This window comes from Streptomyces sp. NPDC048295, from assembly GCF_040652135.1.
Lineage (GTDB): Bacteria > Actinomycetota > Actinomycetes > Streptomycetales > Streptomycetaceae > Streptomyces.
Window position 1 is genome coordinate 252,375 of the sequence record NZ_JBEZLL010000008.1, and the last position, 13,717, is coordinate 266,091.

Here is a 13,717-nt window from a genome sequence, read left to right on the forward strand (position 1 = left end):
GACCACATGGCCACGTACACGCTTCCGGAACTCCCGTACGACTACGCGGCGCTCGAACCGGTCATCAATCCGCAGATCATCGAGCTCCACCACGACAAGCACCACGCCGCCTATGTGAAGGGTGCGAACGACACCCTGGAGCAGCTGGCGGAGGCGCGCGACAAGGAGGCCTGGGGAGCGATCAACGGGCTCCAGAAGAGCCTCGCGTTCCACCTCTCCGGCCACATCCTCCACTCGATCTACTGGCACAACATGACCGGTGACGGCGGCGGCGAGCCGCTCGCGGCGGACGGTGTCGGCGATCTGGCGGACGCGATCGCCGAGTCGTTCGGCTCCTTCGCCGGTTTCAAGGCCCAGCTGACGAAGGCCGCGGCCACCACGCAGGGCTCCGGCTGGGGCGTCCTGGCGTACGAGCCGGTCAGCGGCAAGCTGATCGTCGAGCAGGTCTACGACCACCAGGGCAATGTCGGCCAGGGCTCCGTCCCGGTCCTGGTCTTCGACGCCTGGGAGCACGCTTTCTACCTCCAGTACAAGAACCAGAAGGTCGACTTCATCGAAGCGATGTGGGCCGTCGTCAACTGGCAGGACGTGGCGAAGCGTTACGCGGCCGCCAAGGAGCGCGCCGACGTACTGCTGCTCGCTCCCTGACCGGGAGGCGCACATACGCCCTGCCTCGTGATCGTCTTCTCAACCTTCACCGGGCAGGCGGTTGAAGGGAGGGCCCTCGCCTGGACGTGACAGGCGAGGGCCCTTCTGTCGTGGCCGGGGGCTCAGGGGGCCGCGACGCGCCCCAGCAGCGTGCTCAGCACCTGCTCGGCGTGGGTCCAGAGCACCGCCCCGCCGGCCTCCGGCACCAGATGCCGGACCGCACCCGGGATGCGCGAGGCCAGCCGGACCCCCTGGTCGGGCGAGTGACCGGTGTCCTTCTCCCCGTACCAGAGGTCGACGGGTACGGCGATGTCCGACAGCCCGATCCCCCAGCGCCCCATGGCCAGCGCGGTGTCCCGGGCATATCCGGCCGCCCCCTGCGCGAAGGCTTCGTCCAGGGCACGCCGGTAGGCCGCCGCGAACGCGGGTCGCCGGTACACATCGAGGTCGCACTCCGGACTGCCGGACATGACCATGTCCCACATCCCCTGCGCGGTGAACCCGGCGAAGACCCGCTCGGCGGCGGCCGGATCGGCCACGGCCAGGCCGACCAGACGCCGCAACTCCTCCGGAAGCGCGTCGGCGAAGCACGGCTCGGCGACCTCGTCCGCACCGGACACCACCGCCAGCGCCCGGACCGCGCCGGCAGCGGCACACGCCAGTGCGAACGGCGCCCCCTGCGAGTTGCCGACCATCAGGGGCCGCCCCAGGCCACGCAGACCGGCGAACGCGCGGACGTCGTCGACGAAGTCACCGAACGTACGCCCCGGCGCGGGCGAGGAGACCCCCAGACCGGGGCGGTCCACGGAGATCAGCCGCACCCCGAGCCCGTCCAGCACATCGGCACCGAAGCCGAGATGCCTGCTGGTGGCCGCGCCGGGCGAGAACAGCACCGGCACCCCGTCCCCCGGCCCCCACTCGGCCCAGCCCAGCAACCGCCCTCCGGGCAGCTGTTCCGTACCGATACGAACCGGGTCACTCACGCGCAAACTCATACGCCCGATCATGACCGGGTCCGCCGCCCGCGTCCAAGGTAATTCCCGTCGGCAGCTGAACGCCGTCCAGGACCCAGGCCGGGCAAGCACATGCGGAGCGCCGTGGTCGTCCCTCGGTCACTCGGCGAACGCGTCCAGCCCCTTCACCTCTTCGGCGCTCACGATGTCCGCACGGCTGGGCGGCTTCACCCGCACCGGCTCGTCGTAATCACCGAGTTCGAGCAGCACCGGGGCATCACCGAGAGTGAAGTCGATGCCCCGGGGCACGGCCCCTCCCTTCTCCGGCACGTGCACCGACACTTCGTCGCCGCCGGAACCGTGCGTGAGCTGAACGGTTCGCTCACCGCCCTTGATGCGCGGATTGCCCGTCTCCTCCGCGCTGCTCACCGCCCCGGGCACCTTCGCGAACGCCCGGCCGGGATCGCACAGGATCAGACCCGGGTCCTGCAACATCTGACGGGCCGGGTACTCGACGTACTTTCCACGGGCCTTCTCGACCGCTTCCTCGACGGCGGCAAGCTTGTCCGGCACGTAGGTCTTCGCGAAGGAGCGCGTCTCCTCCAGCCTTTTGTCGTCGTACCGCGCCCAGCCGCGGTCACCGATGACGACCACCTCGGTGGTCGTGCCCAACTCCAGGTACGTACCGACGCAGTTTCCGTGCCGATCGGCGTGCAGGTCGATCATCCTCGACACTTCGCCCCTGAATTCGCCCTTCAGCCCGAGGGAGCGATAGCCCTTGAGCAGGGTGAGGGATTCGCTCATCCTCCGGGCATCGCTCACGGGGGCCGGGACGGACGGTCCCTCTTCCCCTGCCTTGCCGCCGCTCCCGTCACATCCGGCCAACCCGCACGTCATCGCGACGGCGAACAGCGCCGCCGATGTTCTTCTCCCGATCCCCACCCTGGAAACTCCCCGCCCCTTTAACTGCTTGCCGTGATCACCGCAAGCATCCCATGCAGATGTCAGCCACAGACCAGGGCTTTGCGGCCCTGAGACTCTCCCCGGTTCTCCCGGAACTCGAAGTCCGTCGCGCCCCTGAACCGGGGTGTCGCGACGACCGCTGGAAAGGGAGCGAGACAGGCGAGGGCCCTTCCGTCAGGGTGCACGGCAGGGGACAGGTCAGCCGGGCAGCGGGCCGCCGAGGTCCGGCATGGGGACGACCTTGCCGGGGGCCGGAGCCTCGGCCCGCACCGGCTTGCCGTGGTCCGCCAGGTTCATCGTCGCCCTGGCGCCCGCCGTTCCCATCGGCCAGTCGAGCCGGGTACGCGCGATCCGCCCGTTCCGGTCGATCCAGGCATCCGCGTACACGGTGATCCCACCGACCTGCTCCCGCGCGGAGTCGATCTTGGCTCGCATGTCCTTCGCCATCCGCAGCGTGACCGCCTCGTCGGGGAGCACCCCGCGGTAGTGGACCGTGGACGCGCCGTTCACCGTCTCCTCGCCGACCTTCGAGATCCGGCGCATCTGCGCCACCTGGCGCAGGACGTGCTCGGGGTCGTTCATCGGTGCCCGCAGCACATAGTGAGCCTCGGCCCTGTCCCGGCGAATCGATCCCCAGGAGCCCTCCATCTCGGCGAATCCACCCATGTAGACAGTGTCACCGTCGAAGATCTCGTCCATGCGGGGCAACGTCTTCCCGGGAACCGCCGCGTTCCGGAGGGCAACCACGAGACGCCCCCTGGCACCCGCCCAGTCGAAGTCGCCCTTGATCGAGATGACGTAGTCGGTGGTGCCGTCCCCTATCTCGATCCGCTCATCGATCCGGGCGCTGCTCTTCTTCGTCGCGGCCACCGCGGCCCGCACCGCCGCCCCGTGGTCCTCCGCCGAGCGGGGCGGGGAGGCTTTCCCGGGCTTCTCCGCCTCTCGCGCCGATCCCGATCCCGATCCCGATCCCCCGGAGCATCCGGCGCACAACAGTGCCGCGGCGACGACGAGCGGGACGAGGTGGCGCTGCATGATCTCTCCACGAGGTGATGGCCGGGTGCCGAGGAGCCACCGACACGTGCCGAACGCATGATCCTATCAACGCGACTCCCGGACCTGCCCGGTGACGAGCGCCCGCATCCCGTTCGGCGCGCGCTTCGAGCCGCTCGCTGCTCCGGTCCGGACAGCGGGGTAATCCCGTGGATCGGCCCACCGCGGGCTCCTACGCTCGGCCCATGGACGAGGAAGTAACCGATGCCCGCGAGCTCTTCGGCGCCCTGGTCGACCACGAAGGGCCGGATGTCTTCGGCCGGGTGGTCGTACCGTGGCTGGCGAAGGCCGGACGGAGCTACCGCGACGCGATCGCGCACGCCTCCACCGACGGCGTCTGGCGCACCGGCGACGGGGTGCCCGAGCGGCAGGACCTGTATCTCCCCCACGAGCTCTACGCCCTCAGCCGCGTCAGCGACGCCCTGCTCCACCACTTCCAGCCCGCACCGGACCCGGACGGCACACGACAGTGGTCCGGTGCGCTCAGCACGTACGACGGATGGCCGGTGGTCACCCGCGCCGAATACCTGGAGCTGTTCACCGCTCTGGGCATGACCCCGTTCGACGGCACCGGTTTCGACCCGTTCCGTCATGAGATCACCGAGGTGGAACAGAGCGACGATCCGGACGAGCCCATCCGGATCACGGAGGTGGTGTGGCCGGGGCTGATGCTCGGGCAGTTGCTCTTCAGCCGGGCCGGGGTCCGGGTCCGGGCCGGGGCCCACCACGCCCGACGCGGCGTCGCCGACTGCTCCCCGCTGTACTGGACGTATCTGCGCCGGTACCGCCCGACCCGCGACCTGTCCGACGGCTGGGGCAGCAACTCGCAGTGGCGGACCGATCTCCGCCTCGACTACCGGACACCGGCAGCCACGCGCCTCAACGTCGCCGAGTCCACGGACATCGACGACCCGGCGCACCTCGGCGACGAGGAACAGCTGCTGACCCCGGCGGAACGGCGCGACCTCCTGCGCCACCGCTGCCTCCTGAGGGCCCCGGACGCCGCGGACCGGCCGGGAGCCCCGTCCCGATGGGGCGGGGACCTCTTCCCCTACGCATGGCGGCTGCCCGGTCCGGAGGAGGGCGCCGGACGGGCGGGATGAGGGGCCTCCTGCCCGGACGTGACAGGTGGGGGCCCATCTGTCAGGTTGCGCGCACGGGGAGGCGTCCCCCGACGGCTCGGCACCGCTCCGCGCGGGCATCCCGGCCGATGACGGCAAATGTCAGCCGGTGACCAGCGCCATCATCAGCCCGTCGTACCCCTTGCTCCCGACGGTCTGCAGCGCGGTCGCGGTCAACGTCGGCTCGGCCGCGACGAGTTCGGTGAACCGGCGCACGCCCTGGACCTTCGGGTCCTCGCTGGCGCCGTCGACCACCTCTCCGTCGCGTACGACGTTGTCGGCGACGATCAGGCTGCCGGGCCGGGTCAGCTTCAGGGACCAGGCCAGGTAGTCGGGGTTGCTCGGCTTGTCGGCGTCGATGAACACGACGTCGAACGGCCCGTACCCCTGCGCCGCCAGCTCCGGCAGTGTGTCGAGGGCGCGGCCGACCCGGATCTCGACGACGTCCGCGAGTCCGGCCCGCTCGATGTTGGCCCGCGCGACCTCCGCGTACGCCGGATCGGCCTCCAGCGTCACGACCCTGCCGCCCTCCGGCAGCGCGCGGGCCAGCCAGATGGTGCTGTAGCCGCCCAGGGTGCCGATCTCCAGCACGGTGCGCGCGCCCTGGAGCCTGGCCAGCAGGTTCAGCAGCTTGCCCTGGTTGGCGGCGACCTGGATCGCCGGGAGCCCGGCACCGTCGCTGGCCTCCACGGCCGCGTCCAGGGCCTCGTCCGGCCCCACGAGCAGACCGTTGAAGTAGTCGTCGACCTCGGTCCATTGCGCCAGCGTCACGGCATGTTCCTCTCGATCCGTTGCGAGTTCCCAAAGAGAACTTACCCCACCCGGTGCCAATGCGATGATGAGCGCCATGAACGCCACGAGCCCGGTCCCCGCCGACCCCACCGCCCTGCACCCGATGCCGGGCCAGCCCCGGGTCGTCCTGCTGAAGCCCCTGGTGAAGTCCGAACTGATCGAGGTCGGGGACTTCACGTACTACGACGACCCCGACGACGCGACCGCGTTCGAGACCCGCAACGTGCTGTACCACTACGGCCCGGAGAAGCTCGTCATAGGGAAGTTCTGCGCGCTCGGTACCGGGGTGCGGTTCATCATGAACGGCGCCAACCACCGTATGGACGGCCCGTCCACCTTCCCGTTCCCCACCATGGGCGGCTCCTGGGCCGACCACTTCGACCTGCTGACCGGGCTGCCGGGCCGGGGCGACACGGTCGTGGGCAACGACGTCTGGTTCGGCTACGGCTCCATGGTGATGCCGGGCGTACGCATCGGGCACGGCGCGATCATCGGCGCCGGCTCCGTCGTCACCTCCGACGTACCCGACTACGGCATCGTCGGCGGCAACCCGGCCAAGCTGATCCGCACCCGGTACGACGAGGAGACCGTGGCCCGGCTCCTCGCCGTCGCCTGGTGGGACTGGCCCACCGACCACCTCACCCGCCACATCCGCACCATCGCGTCCGGCAGCGTCGACGCCCTCGAAGCGGCCGCCCCGGAAGGGACAGCATGACGATCACCGTCCGCGAACTGGCCTACTACCCGGTCAAGGGCTGCGCCGGGACCACGGTCGACTCCGCGCAGGTCTTCGGCACCGGCCTCGAACACGACCGGACGTTCATGGTGGTGGACGCCGCGGACGGCGCTTTCCGCAGCCAGCGCACGCACCCCGCGATGGCCGCGATCAGCGTCGAAGTCCTGGACGCGGGCGCGTCGTTGGCCCTGAAGTCCATCGGCGTCGAACCGCTCCATCTCGCCGTCGACCCGCACGGCCCGCGCCGCGACGTCAGCATGTTCGACCGCCCGCTCGGCTCGGCCGTCGACCAGGGTGACGCGGTCGCGGAGTGGTTCTCCGACGCGCTCGGCGTGAAGTCCCGTCTGGTACGGGTGGCTCCCGGCTTCGACCGGGACGGCTGGGGCGACACCCCGGGCAAGGTCAACTTCGCCGACGCGCACGCGGTGCTGGTCGCCTCGACGGCCTCCCTGGACGACCTCAACGCCCGCATCACCGCCCGGGGCGACGCGAAGCCGGTCCCCATGAACCGCTTCCGCCCCAACATCGTCCTGACCGGCGACGACGAACCCCACTTCGAGGACCGGGTCCGCCGGATGACCATCGGTTCCGTCGAACTCGCCCACTCCGTGAGGGCGATGCGGTGCGCCGTCCCCATGGTCGACCAGACCACCGGCCACCGTGCGGGCCCGGAACCGATCCGCACCCTGTCGACGTACCGGCGCGAGCCGGAGTACGGGAACAGGGTCAGCTTCGGCGCGAAGAACGCCGTGGTCTGCGAGGGCACGGTGAGCGTCGGGGACGTGGTCGAGGTCGCGGAGTGGCTCGGCGCGTAAACACCCCGGACGTCACCGCACCGCGCGATGGCCGGGCTGCCGGGCATGGACATCGTGATCCCGCTCTTCGGCCGCTTCGAACCGCTCGACGCGATCGGCCCGTACGAGATCCTGGCGTACGGGCCCGGCGCCACCGTCCGCTGCGTGACAGACACCGAGGGATCACCCGCCGTCGGCTCCGATAGCATCGGTGGCATGTCTGCTGCTTCGTGTGCGGCCGCTTGTGCCGCAGTGACGAGGACGCTCCGCTAGCGGCGGAGCGTTCGTCTCACTTCTGTTGAACGTTCCGTCGCTCCGTGGTCGAACCGGAGCGGCACGTTCGTGCTGCTCGGAACTTCTTCTGAGCAACGGAGCACTCGGTGTTTTCAGGCATTCACTTTTCGCGCCGGGGCGGATCGTCCCCGGTGCGTGCGTGGCTGGCGCTGTGCTGCATGGCCATGCTGCAGTTCTTCATCGCGGTCGACGTGACCGTGGTCAATGTTGCCCTGCCCTCGATCGGCGCCGACTTCGGCGTCGACGGTCACGCACTGACCTGGGTCGTGGTCGGGTACACGATCACTGGTGGCGGGCTGCTCATGCTCGGCGGCCGGCTGGGCGACGTGCTCGGCAGGCGCCGCATCCTCCTGCTCGGCACCGCTGTCTTCGGCGCGGCGTCATTGCTGGCCGGGCTCGCTCCCTCCTTCGCGATTCTGGTGACAGCCCGTCTGCTGCAAGGGGCCGGTGAGGCGATCGCGCTTCCGGCGGCGATGGCAGTGATCGTGCTCATGTTCCCTGAGGGTCCGCGCAGGTCGCGGGCGCTGAGCGTGTGGGCGGCCGTCACCAGCTGTGGCCTCGTTCTCGGGTTCGTACTCTCCGGGATCGTCATCGAGCTGCTGGGCTGGCGGTGGATCTTCCTGGTGTCCGTGCCTTTCGTCGCGGTGGTGCTCGCGGCAGTGGCCTTCCTCGTGCCGAGTGAACGGCCGGTCGGATCAACATCCTTGGACCTTCCCGGTTCGCTCCTGCTGGTCGCGGCTCCGCTGCTGTTCACCCTCGGGGTCGTCGAGACAGGAAGGGCGGACGGCGCGCTGCCATGGTTGCCGCCGGTGGCGCTGGTCGGTGCGGCGGCAGCCGGAGTCTTGTTCATCGGGGCCGAGCGCCGTTCACGGAACCCGCTTGTGCCGCCGCGGTTCTTCCGCAACCGGCCTCGCATCCTGGCCAACCTGGCCACCGCTCTGTTGAGCGCAGCACTGTCCACCTCGTTCCTGCTGTTCACCTACTACCTGCAGGACCGGTTGGAGGCCGGCCCGCTCCGGGCCGGCCTGACGATGCTGCCTTTGGCGGTGAGCCTGATCGCGGCCTCGGTGGTGGCCCCTCGGCTGCTCGGACGGTGGGGCGCCCGGGCTTGTGTGCTGGCGGGAATCGGCTTCACCGTACTGGCGATGACCGGCATCGCCCTGGTCTCCCGCCTCGGAGCCTCCGGTCCGGCGATGATTCCGGCGATGATGCTCATCGCTGCCGGGATGGGGTTCGGGATCGTCGGGCTGCAGTACATCGCGGTGACCGGAGTGACCGAAGACGACGCCGGTATCGCCTCCGGCATCCAGCGAGCCGCCGACCAACTGGGCGGTTCCACCGGGATCACGATCTACGTCGGCATCGGGTTCGCTCCCGCCTCGGGCGGCACCGACCCGTTCCTCGTCAGTAGCTTCCTGGCCATCGCCGGGCTCGCCGCGGCCGGGTTCGTCACCTGGCGGATCCCCATGCCCACCGCGGTGCTGGAGGAGAAGACCATGTGATCCCGGACAGGGCCGCGTCCGTCCGGCAGTTCGGACGGACGCGGCCCTGGACAACAGTTCCCGCAACCTGCTGATCGAGCCGGGCTACCGGATGGCGGATCACCCAGAGGGCGCGTTCATACCGGTCAACCCCACCCGCCGGTGGGCTGTCGAGCGGCCGAACTCCCGGCGCACACGGGGCTTCACGTCACTGGCGATCGTCACGGACCGGCGTGCGGTGGTGCAGGCAACTCACTGACCGCCTGCACGAACCGGGCGCCGGCCGCGAACGAACCGGCGCGGACGTACGCACACGCCTCCTCGCCCACGACACGCCGGTCCTCCACACCGTTGGTCTCGTGGAACTGCTGCGGCCCGATGCGCACGATCTCGTTCTCCGCGCAGGTCATGCGAGCAACGTAGTGTGCAGGACTCGGCACTTCGGAACTGCTCGTCCGGGCGGCACGGGCCGGGAAAACGTGTGTGCGTGACGGATCCCGGCCGGGCAGGATGGCGCCGGCACCGGAAAGCGAGGTCTCGTGGACGAGTTGAGGCGATTCAGCCGGGCGGCGGTCGTATGGGCGGCCGGCGGAGCGGGGTCGGACGCGGCAGCCGCGGAGGCGCGGGAGCTGGCCGGCGGTGTGCGTACGGTCGTGCTGGTCGAGGGGACCAGCGACCAGGTCGCGATCGAAGCACTGGCCACCCGTTGCGGCCGCGACCTCGGCGCGGAGGGCGTCGCGGTGGTACCGCTCGGCGGCGCGATGAGCATCGGGCGCTTCCTGGACGTGTGCGGCCCGCCGGGGCTCGGCCTCCCGCTGGTGGGGCTCAGCGACATCGGCGAGGAGCGGCACTTCCGGCGCCATCTGGAACGGGTCGGGCTCGGCTCCGGCCTCACCCGCGCCGGACTGGAGGCCCTCGGGTTCCAGGTGTGCGTCGCCGACCTGGAGGACGAACTGATCCGCGCCCTCGGGGCCGAGGGCGTACAGCAGGTGATCGAGGCCCAGGGCGAGATGCGCCCCTTCCGTACGTTCCAGGGCCAGCCGGCACAGCGGGAACGCCCCGTGGAGCACCAGCTGCGCCGGTTCATGGGCACGCACAGCGGCCGCAAGGCGCTGTACGCGCAGGCGCTGATCGCCCACCTGGACCTCAACCACGTGCCCGGACCGCTGGAGCGACTCCTCGCGGACGTGTAGTGCTCTGACCGCATAGGTTCACCGGGCTGGATCCGCGCCCGTTCGGATGTGCCATGACGTCCGATCTAGGGGCGCGAACCGAACGAGGGCTGCCCGCCGTGGCAGCTCCGGCCCGGTACTCCTACCGGCCCCGCACTCGATGGCGACTAAACCCGTTCCTGGTAGACCTTGACGTCTACGGGCCTGAGTTCTCGGACAACCGACCAGGCCGCCCGGCTGACCACCCCCTCGGTCCACCGATCGAGGTCGCCTCCGCCGTCGTGGAAGAACCACGACTCGAAGTGTCCAAGGGCCTGCAGCTCGGCGGCATGGGCATACCGGAGTTCACAGTGCACCTGCACGTAATGGTCGTGATCGCCGTCGCTGTCGTTGATTTCGAACTGCCGGGTGCGGTCCAGCGTGAACGTCGCAGGCCCGTCGAACGAGTAGGTCCCGTACTGGAAGAGGAGGCCGTCGGCATCGGGAGCTCTCGGCATGTCCAAGCGCCGGCGACCGAAACGGATGAACGCGAGCCACGCATCCTCCGTGGTCAGATCGGAAAGCGCAATCCGCCCGACCTGCAGCTCTTCCTGAAGCAGGTTCATGGCCTCGTCCATCGGCCGTCGCCCGGACACGCCTCCCCCCTCCTCGCTCGCCGAAAGGGGCGGCCAGCGTACCCAACCCGGTGAACCTCCCCGAACAGAACAACTAGCGCGGTCCACCCCCGGGTCCGCCGGGTTCCGCCCGGGGTGCGTCAGCCCCCGAAGGCCCCGTCCTTCACCCCGTCGAGGAACGCGGCCCACCCCTCGGGGGCGTAGAACTGAAGCCCGCCACCGGGGTTCTTGCTGTCCCGGACGGCCCGGCCGCCGTCGGCGGTGTGGGCGACTTCGACGCAGTCGTTGGCCTGTCCGCCGCCGGAGTAGGACGACTTTATGAAGGGGGTGATGATCTCCGGGCTGTTCACATTTCCTCATTCTCGATGGCGAGGCCGTTCATGATCCCGCGGATGAACGACACACTCTTGTTCGGCGTGAGGGCCGCCGACCGGAGTGCGTCAAACGCATGCACGTAACCGGCCATGGCGTCGGGGTCTTCCAGAATGACGCAGTTGGAAACCGTATCGTGAACAACGACTTCCGGGGAGGTCTCGCTCGCGTAGGAGAAGCCGACGAACGCCGGTGAGACCCTGGCGGCGGCCCACTCGCTGAGGGGGAGCACCTGAATCGTCACGTTCGGCTGCTTGGCCATCTTGATGAGATGCGCCAACTGCGCCCGATGAGCGGCGAGATCGGGCATCGGGCCCGTTACCACGGGCTCCCAGATGACCGCCGCGAACCGTCGGCTGTTCTCCTCAAAGATCCGACGCCGCTCCTGCCGCACCTTGACGACCAGATCGGCCGCCGACTCCTCGACGACGTCGGGACTCACATCGGTCAGAGCCCGCGTGTACTCAGGGATCTGGAGCAACGCCGGCACGAGCAGCGGATGCCAGGTACGGATGTACGTAGCGTCGGACTCCAGCGACAGGAAGTCGCCCAAGATTTCACGCATGGGATGGCCGGCCTCGAAGTCGAGCCACCAGCCGCGCTTGCTGCTCTCCCGGGCCAGCTTCTCCAACAACGCGCGCTCTGACGCGTCTTCGACCTCGTACAAGTCGAGCAGCACGCGCACGTCACCCACACGCGCACTGACCGACCCGGACTCGATCCGACTGATCTTGGCCGTTGAGCACGCAACCGCCTCGGCGGCGTGTTCCTGGTCCAGGAGCGCGTTCAAGCGCAGGCGCTTCAGCGCCGCCCCCAACCGGCGGCTGCGCACCGTGGGCTTTCCACCTGCGGGCATACGTCCCCCTCACTCTCCGATCCAGTGTGCCCACCAACTGTTTGCAGGCGCTAGCGACTTGACCCTCACGGGTGAATGCAAGCTTGCACTCAAGATTCACTTGCCTTTCGTCAGAACCCACCCCTAGCGTGGCTTGCATCACACTGCGCCACATGACGGGCGCACTCCGTGACCGCGAATCCGCCTGCCCACCCACGACCTCGGGGGACCCATGTCCGGGCGCACGCACATCAGGAGATTCCGGGCCCGCAGGGACTCCGTCCCCGCCGCCCGGCGCCACGTCGAAAGCGTCCTCACCGAGTGGAAGCTCGGCGGGATCATCGACGAAACAACCCTCGTCGCAAGCGAGTTGAGCACCAACGCGGTCAACCACGGCAAAGGGACCGGTGACTACTTCGAACTAGGCTTACGCCGTCGCAACGGCACGCTCGTGCTGGAGGTCTCCGACTCGTACCAGTGGCGGATGCCCGAGCTGCGCGCGCCCACGCTCGACGACCTCTCCGGCCGGGGCCTGGTCATCGTGGACGCGGTCGCGGCGAAGTGGGGCGTACGGCCCCGCGACCCCGGCAAGACCGTCTGGGTCCATCTGACCATCACGCACACGGAGTTGACGTGAGGCAGCCCCTCCGGACCGCCTGGCGGTGCGAGTTCGCCGTCGACGGCCTGCTCGTACGGACCGAGCACGCCGCGACTCCCCCGCAGGCGCTGATCTGGATGCGGGTCTCCGTACGGACCCTGATCTCCGTGTTCGACGCGGAGGACCGCGACCGCACCTTCCGCTGGCTCGACCACAGTCAGTGGGAGGCCGTCATACGGCTCAGGGCAGGCGAGCGGTACGCCTGTACCGCTCGCGCGGGCGGACGCGTCGTCGACTGGTCCGCGCGCCCCGTGCGGGTCCTGCCCGTCGCCGCGGTCGGCGCGATCGCGGCTCGATGGACTCCGCGATGTCGGACGTGACGGCCAGGCGATCGCCTTCCGGCAGTTGCTCAGGCCCTTGCCCTCGATGTACAGGGTGTTGCCCATTTCCCGCGTCATGCCGCAGCCCGGCCCTGTCCCCGGGCGGGCCCGTGTCACATTCCGGAGGGCCGTGCCGTCGTACTGCCGGGACAGACGCGCCATCCAGCGGATGTCGCGTGCACCGGTTCCCAGGCGACAAGGAGGAGACCGATGAGCGACTTTCAGGCCATCGCGGATCGCGTGGAGATCGAGGCGCTGCGCGGCGAGTTCACCGACGGGGCGATGATGCGCGACTACGACCGCGTCGCTTCACTGTTCACACCGGACGGCGTTCTGCGGATGCCCAACATTCCCGTTGAACTCGAAGGGCGGGAGGCGATCCGCGCCTGGGGCAGGCGGGTGCCGGACATCGTGGAATTTCTCGTGCAGAACACGCACCCGGGTGTGATCCGGCTCGACGGCGACACGGCGTCCGGCCGCGCCTACATCTCGGAGGTGGGGCGTGGTCACGATGGCCGTGGCGGGCTGAACTACGCGATCTACCACGACCGTTACCAGCGCACCGGCGACGGCTGGAAATTCACGGAGCGGGTCTACGAGGTCCGCTACGAAGACACCTCACCGCTGGCCGGCTCGGCGCCCCGGCCGGCCGGGGCCTCGGGATCAGCGGTATCCCAACCCGATCGGCGCGAGAACTCCACCGGTTCCGGCCCGCGTCACCCCTGACCACCGGATCGGGCCGAAGCCGGTCTCAGGGATCGATGCGGGGCCTGTCGGGGCCCGCCGGGGGTGTTCCCTGATGAGCCGCACAGCGGCCGTGCGACACCGTCGTAGGCATGACTTCCAAGCCAGGTCCTTCCGATACCGAGGCAACTACGACGAGGGTCCGGCGCAGGCGGGTACCGGTGACG

18 protein-coding genes are annotated in these 13,717 nt (G+C 69.5%); 10 read left to right on the forward strand and 8 right to left on the reverse strand.

What is annotated here, in order from left to right:
* The first annotated feature begins 6 nt into the window (after positions 1 to 6).
* Complete coding sequence (locus AB0D53_RS14920) at positions 7 to 648, forward strand: superoxide dismutase (RefSeq protein WP_362445666.1); 642 nt, start codon at positions 7 to 9, stop codon at positions 646 to 648.
* A 122-nt stretch (positions 649 to 770) separates the two neighbouring features.
* Here AB0D53_RS14920 and AB0D53_RS14925 read toward each other — a convergent pair whose 3' ends face one another.
* The 3 genes from AB0D53_RS14925 to AB0D53_RS14935 form a co-directional block, all read right to left on the reverse strand.
* On the reverse strand, positions 771 to 1,643 hold the full coding sequence (locus AB0D53_RS14925) for an alpha/beta hydrolase (protein ID WP_362445348.1): 873 nt from the start codon (positions 1,641 to 1,643) through the stop codon (positions 771 to 773).
* Positions 1,644 to 1,760: 117 nt separating this feature from the next.
* Entirely contained in the window at positions 1,761 to 2,405 is a 645-nt protein-coding gene (locus AB0D53_RS14930; RefSeq protein ID WP_362445351.1) for a hypothetical protein, read from the reverse strand.
* A 357-nt stretch (positions 2,406 to 2,762) separates the two neighbouring features.
* Positions 2,763 to 3,599: a hypothetical protein gene (locus AB0D53_RS14935; protein WP_362445354.1), complete on the reverse strand. Its 837-nt coding sequence runs from the start codon at positions 3,597 to 3,599 to the stop codon at positions 2,763 to 2,765.
* Between the two features lie 203 nt (positions 3,600 to 3,802).
* On the opposite strand from AB0D53_RS14935, the gene AB0D53_RS14940 reads away from it, so the two are divergent.
* A complete protein-coding gene (locus AB0D53_RS14940) occupies positions 3,803 to 4,720 on the forward strand; it encodes a hypothetical protein (RefSeq protein ID WP_362445357.1) in 918 nt (305 codons plus the stop codon).
* 120 nt (positions 4,721 to 4,840) lie between these two features.
* Here AB0D53_RS14940 and AB0D53_RS14945 read toward each other — a convergent pair whose 3' ends face one another.
* Positions 4,841 to 5,509 (reverse strand): O-methyltransferase, encoded by a 669-nt coding sequence (locus AB0D53_RS14945; protein WP_362445360.1) that lies wholly within the window; start codon positions 5,507 to 5,509, stop codon positions 4,841 to 4,843.
* A gap of 76 nt (positions 5,510 to 5,585) precedes the next feature.
* On the opposite strand from AB0D53_RS14945, the gene AB0D53_RS14950 reads away from it, so the two are divergent.
* From AB0D53_RS14950 to AB0D53_RS14965, 4 genes are all read left to right on the forward strand, one after another.
* Positions 5,586 to 6,245, forward strand: a complete 660-nt coding sequence (locus tag AB0D53_RS14950) for a CatB-related O-acetyltransferase (RefSeq protein ID WP_362445363.1) — start codon at positions 5,586 to 5,588, stop codon at positions 6,243 to 6,245.
* Positions 6,242 to 7,081: an MOSC N-terminal beta barrel domain-containing protein gene (locus tag AB0D53_RS14955; RefSeq protein ID WP_362445366.1), complete on the forward strand. Its 840-nt coding sequence runs from the start codon at positions 6,242 to 6,244 to the stop codon at positions 7,079 to 7,081. Before AB0D53_RS14950 ends, AB0D53_RS14955 begins: the two co-directional genes overlap by 4 nt.
* A 45-nt stretch (positions 7,082 to 7,126) precedes the next feature.
* The gene (locus AB0D53_RS14960) at positions 7,127 to 7,333 is read left to right on the forward strand and encodes a hypothetical protein (RefSeq protein ID WP_362445369.1); all 207 of its coding nucleotides are present in this window, start codon (positions 7,127 to 7,129) and stop codon (positions 7,331 to 7,333) included.
* A 179-nt stretch (positions 7,334 to 7,512) separates the two neighbouring features.
* The gene (locus tag AB0D53_RS14965; protein ID WP_362445372.1) at positions 7,513 to 8,856 is read left to right on the forward strand and encodes an MFS transporter; all 1,344 of its coding nucleotides are present in this window, start codon (positions 7,513 to 7,515) and stop codon (positions 8,854 to 8,856) included.
* Positions 8,857 to 9,056: 200 nt separating this feature from the next.
* On the opposite strand, the gene AB0D53_RS14970 is transcribed toward AB0D53_RS14965, so the two are convergent.
* Positions 9,057 to 9,245, reverse strand: coding sequence for a hypothetical protein (locus tag AB0D53_RS14970; protein WP_362445375.1), 189 nt, complete (start codon positions 9,243 to 9,245; stop codon positions 9,057 to 9,059).
* Positions 9,246 to 9,374: 129 nt separating this feature from the next.
* Here AB0D53_RS14970 and AB0D53_RS14975 point away from each other — a divergent pair, with 129 nt between their 5' ends.
* The gene (locus AB0D53_RS14975; protein ID WP_362445378.1) at positions 9,375 to 10,028 is read left to right on the forward strand and encodes an ATP-dependent endonuclease; all 654 of its coding nucleotides are present in this window, start codon (positions 9,375 to 9,377) and stop codon (positions 10,026 to 10,028) included.
* Between the two features lie 146 nt (positions 10,029 to 10,174).
* On the opposite strand, the gene AB0D53_RS14980 is transcribed toward AB0D53_RS14975, so the two are convergent.
* The 3 genes from AB0D53_RS14980 to AB0D53_RS14990 all read right to left on the reverse strand — a co-directional run bounded on the left by AB0D53_RS14980 (position 10,175) and on the right by AB0D53_RS14990 (position 11,849).
* On the reverse strand, positions 10,175 to 10,612 hold the full coding sequence (locus AB0D53_RS14980) for a hypothetical protein (RefSeq protein ID WP_362445381.1): 438 nt from the start codon (positions 10,610 to 10,612) through the stop codon (positions 10,175 to 10,177).
* A 149-nt stretch (positions 10,613 to 10,761) separates the two neighbouring features.
* Complete coding sequence (locus AB0D53_RS14985) at positions 10,762 to 10,971, reverse strand: DUF397 domain-containing protein (protein WP_362445384.1); 210 nt, start codon at positions 10,969 to 10,971, stop codon at positions 10,762 to 10,764.
* Complete coding sequence (locus AB0D53_RS14990; RefSeq protein WP_362445387.1) at positions 10,968 to 11,849, reverse strand: helix-turn-helix transcriptional regulator; 882 nt, start codon at positions 11,847 to 11,849, stop codon at positions 10,968 to 10,970. The genes AB0D53_RS14985 and AB0D53_RS14990 overlap by 4 nt, the downstream gene beginning before the upstream one ends.
* A gap of 211 nt (positions 11,850 to 12,060) precedes the next feature.
* On the opposite strand from AB0D53_RS14990, the gene AB0D53_RS14995 reads away from it, so the two are divergent.
* The 3 genes from AB0D53_RS14995 to AB0D53_RS15005 all read left to right on the forward strand — a co-directional run bounded on the left by AB0D53_RS14995 (position 12,061) and on the right by AB0D53_RS15005 (position 13,532).
* A complete protein-coding gene (locus AB0D53_RS14995) occupies positions 12,061 to 12,465 on the forward strand; it encodes an ATP-binding protein (protein WP_362445390.1) in 405 nt (134 codons plus the stop codon).
* On the forward strand, positions 12,462 to 12,806 hold the full coding sequence (locus AB0D53_RS15000; RefSeq protein ID WP_362445393.1) for a hypothetical protein: 345 nt from the start codon (positions 12,462 to 12,464) through the stop codon (positions 12,804 to 12,806). Before AB0D53_RS14995 ends, AB0D53_RS15000 begins: the two co-directional genes overlap by 4 nt.
* Positions 12,807 to 13,016: 210 nt before the next feature.
* Complete coding sequence (locus tag AB0D53_RS15005; protein ID WP_362445396.1) at positions 13,017 to 13,532, forward strand: nuclear transport factor 2 family protein; 516 nt, start codon at positions 13,017 to 13,019, stop codon at positions 13,530 to 13,532.
* Positions 13,533 to 13,717: the final 185 nt, after the last annotated feature.

Bases quoted from the DNA above. Each gene is read 5' to 3' on its own strand.
- AB0D53_RS14920 (WP_362445666.1), top strand. From the start codon at position 7: ATGGCCACGTACACGCTTCCGGAACTCCCGTACGACTACGCGGCGCTC.
- AB0D53_RS14925 (WP_362445348.1), bottom strand. From the start codon at position 1,643: ATGAGTTTGCGCGTGAGTGACCCGGTTCGTATCGGTACGGAACAGCTG.
- AB0D53_RS14930 (WP_362445351.1), bottom strand. From the start codon at position 2,405: ATGAGCGAATCCCTCACCCTGCTCAAGGGCTATCGCTCCCTCGGGCTG.
- AB0D53_RS14935 (WP_362445354.1), bottom strand. From the start codon at position 3,599: ATGCAGCGCCACCTCGTCCCGCTCGTCGTCGCCGCGGCACTGTTGTGC.
- AB0D53_RS14940 (WP_362445357.1), top strand. From the start codon at position 3,803: ATGGACGAGGAAGTAACCGATGCCCGCGAGCTCTTCGGCGCCCTGGTC.
- AB0D53_RS14950 (WP_362445363.1), top strand. From the start codon at position 5,586: ATGAACGCCACGAGCCCGGTCCCCGCCGACCCCACCGCCCTGCACCCG.
- AB0D53_RS14955 (WP_362445366.1), top strand. From the start codon at position 6,242: ATGACGATCACCGTCCGCGAACTGGCCTACTACCCGGTCAAGGGCTGC.
- AB0D53_RS14960 (WP_362445369.1), top strand. From the start codon at position 7,127: ATGGACATCGTGATCCCGCTCTTCGGCCGCTTCGAACCGCTCGACGCG.
- AB0D53_RS14965 (WP_362445372.1), top strand. From the start codon at position 7,513: ATGGCCATGCTGCAGTTCTTCATCGCGGTCGACGTGACCGTGGTCAAT.
- AB0D53_RS14970 (WP_362445375.1), bottom strand. From the start codon at position 9,245: ATGACCTGCGCGGAGAACGAGATCGTGCGCATCGGGCCGCAGCAGTTC.
- AB0D53_RS14980 (WP_362445381.1), bottom strand. From the start codon at position 10,612: ATGAACCTGCTTCAGGAAGAGCTGCAGGTCGGGCGGATTGCGCTTTCC.
- AB0D53_RS14990 (WP_362445387.1), bottom strand. From the start codon at position 11,849: ATGCCCGCAGGTGGAAAGCCCACGGTGCGCAGCCGCCGGTTGGGGGCG.
- AB0D53_RS14995 (WP_362445390.1), top strand. From the start codon at position 12,061: ATGTCCGGGCGCACGCACATCAGGAGATTCCGGGCCCGCAGGGACTCC.
- AB0D53_RS15005 (WP_362445396.1), top strand. From the start codon at position 13,017: ATGAGCGACTTTCAGGCCATCGCGGATCGCGTGGAGATCGAGGCGCTG.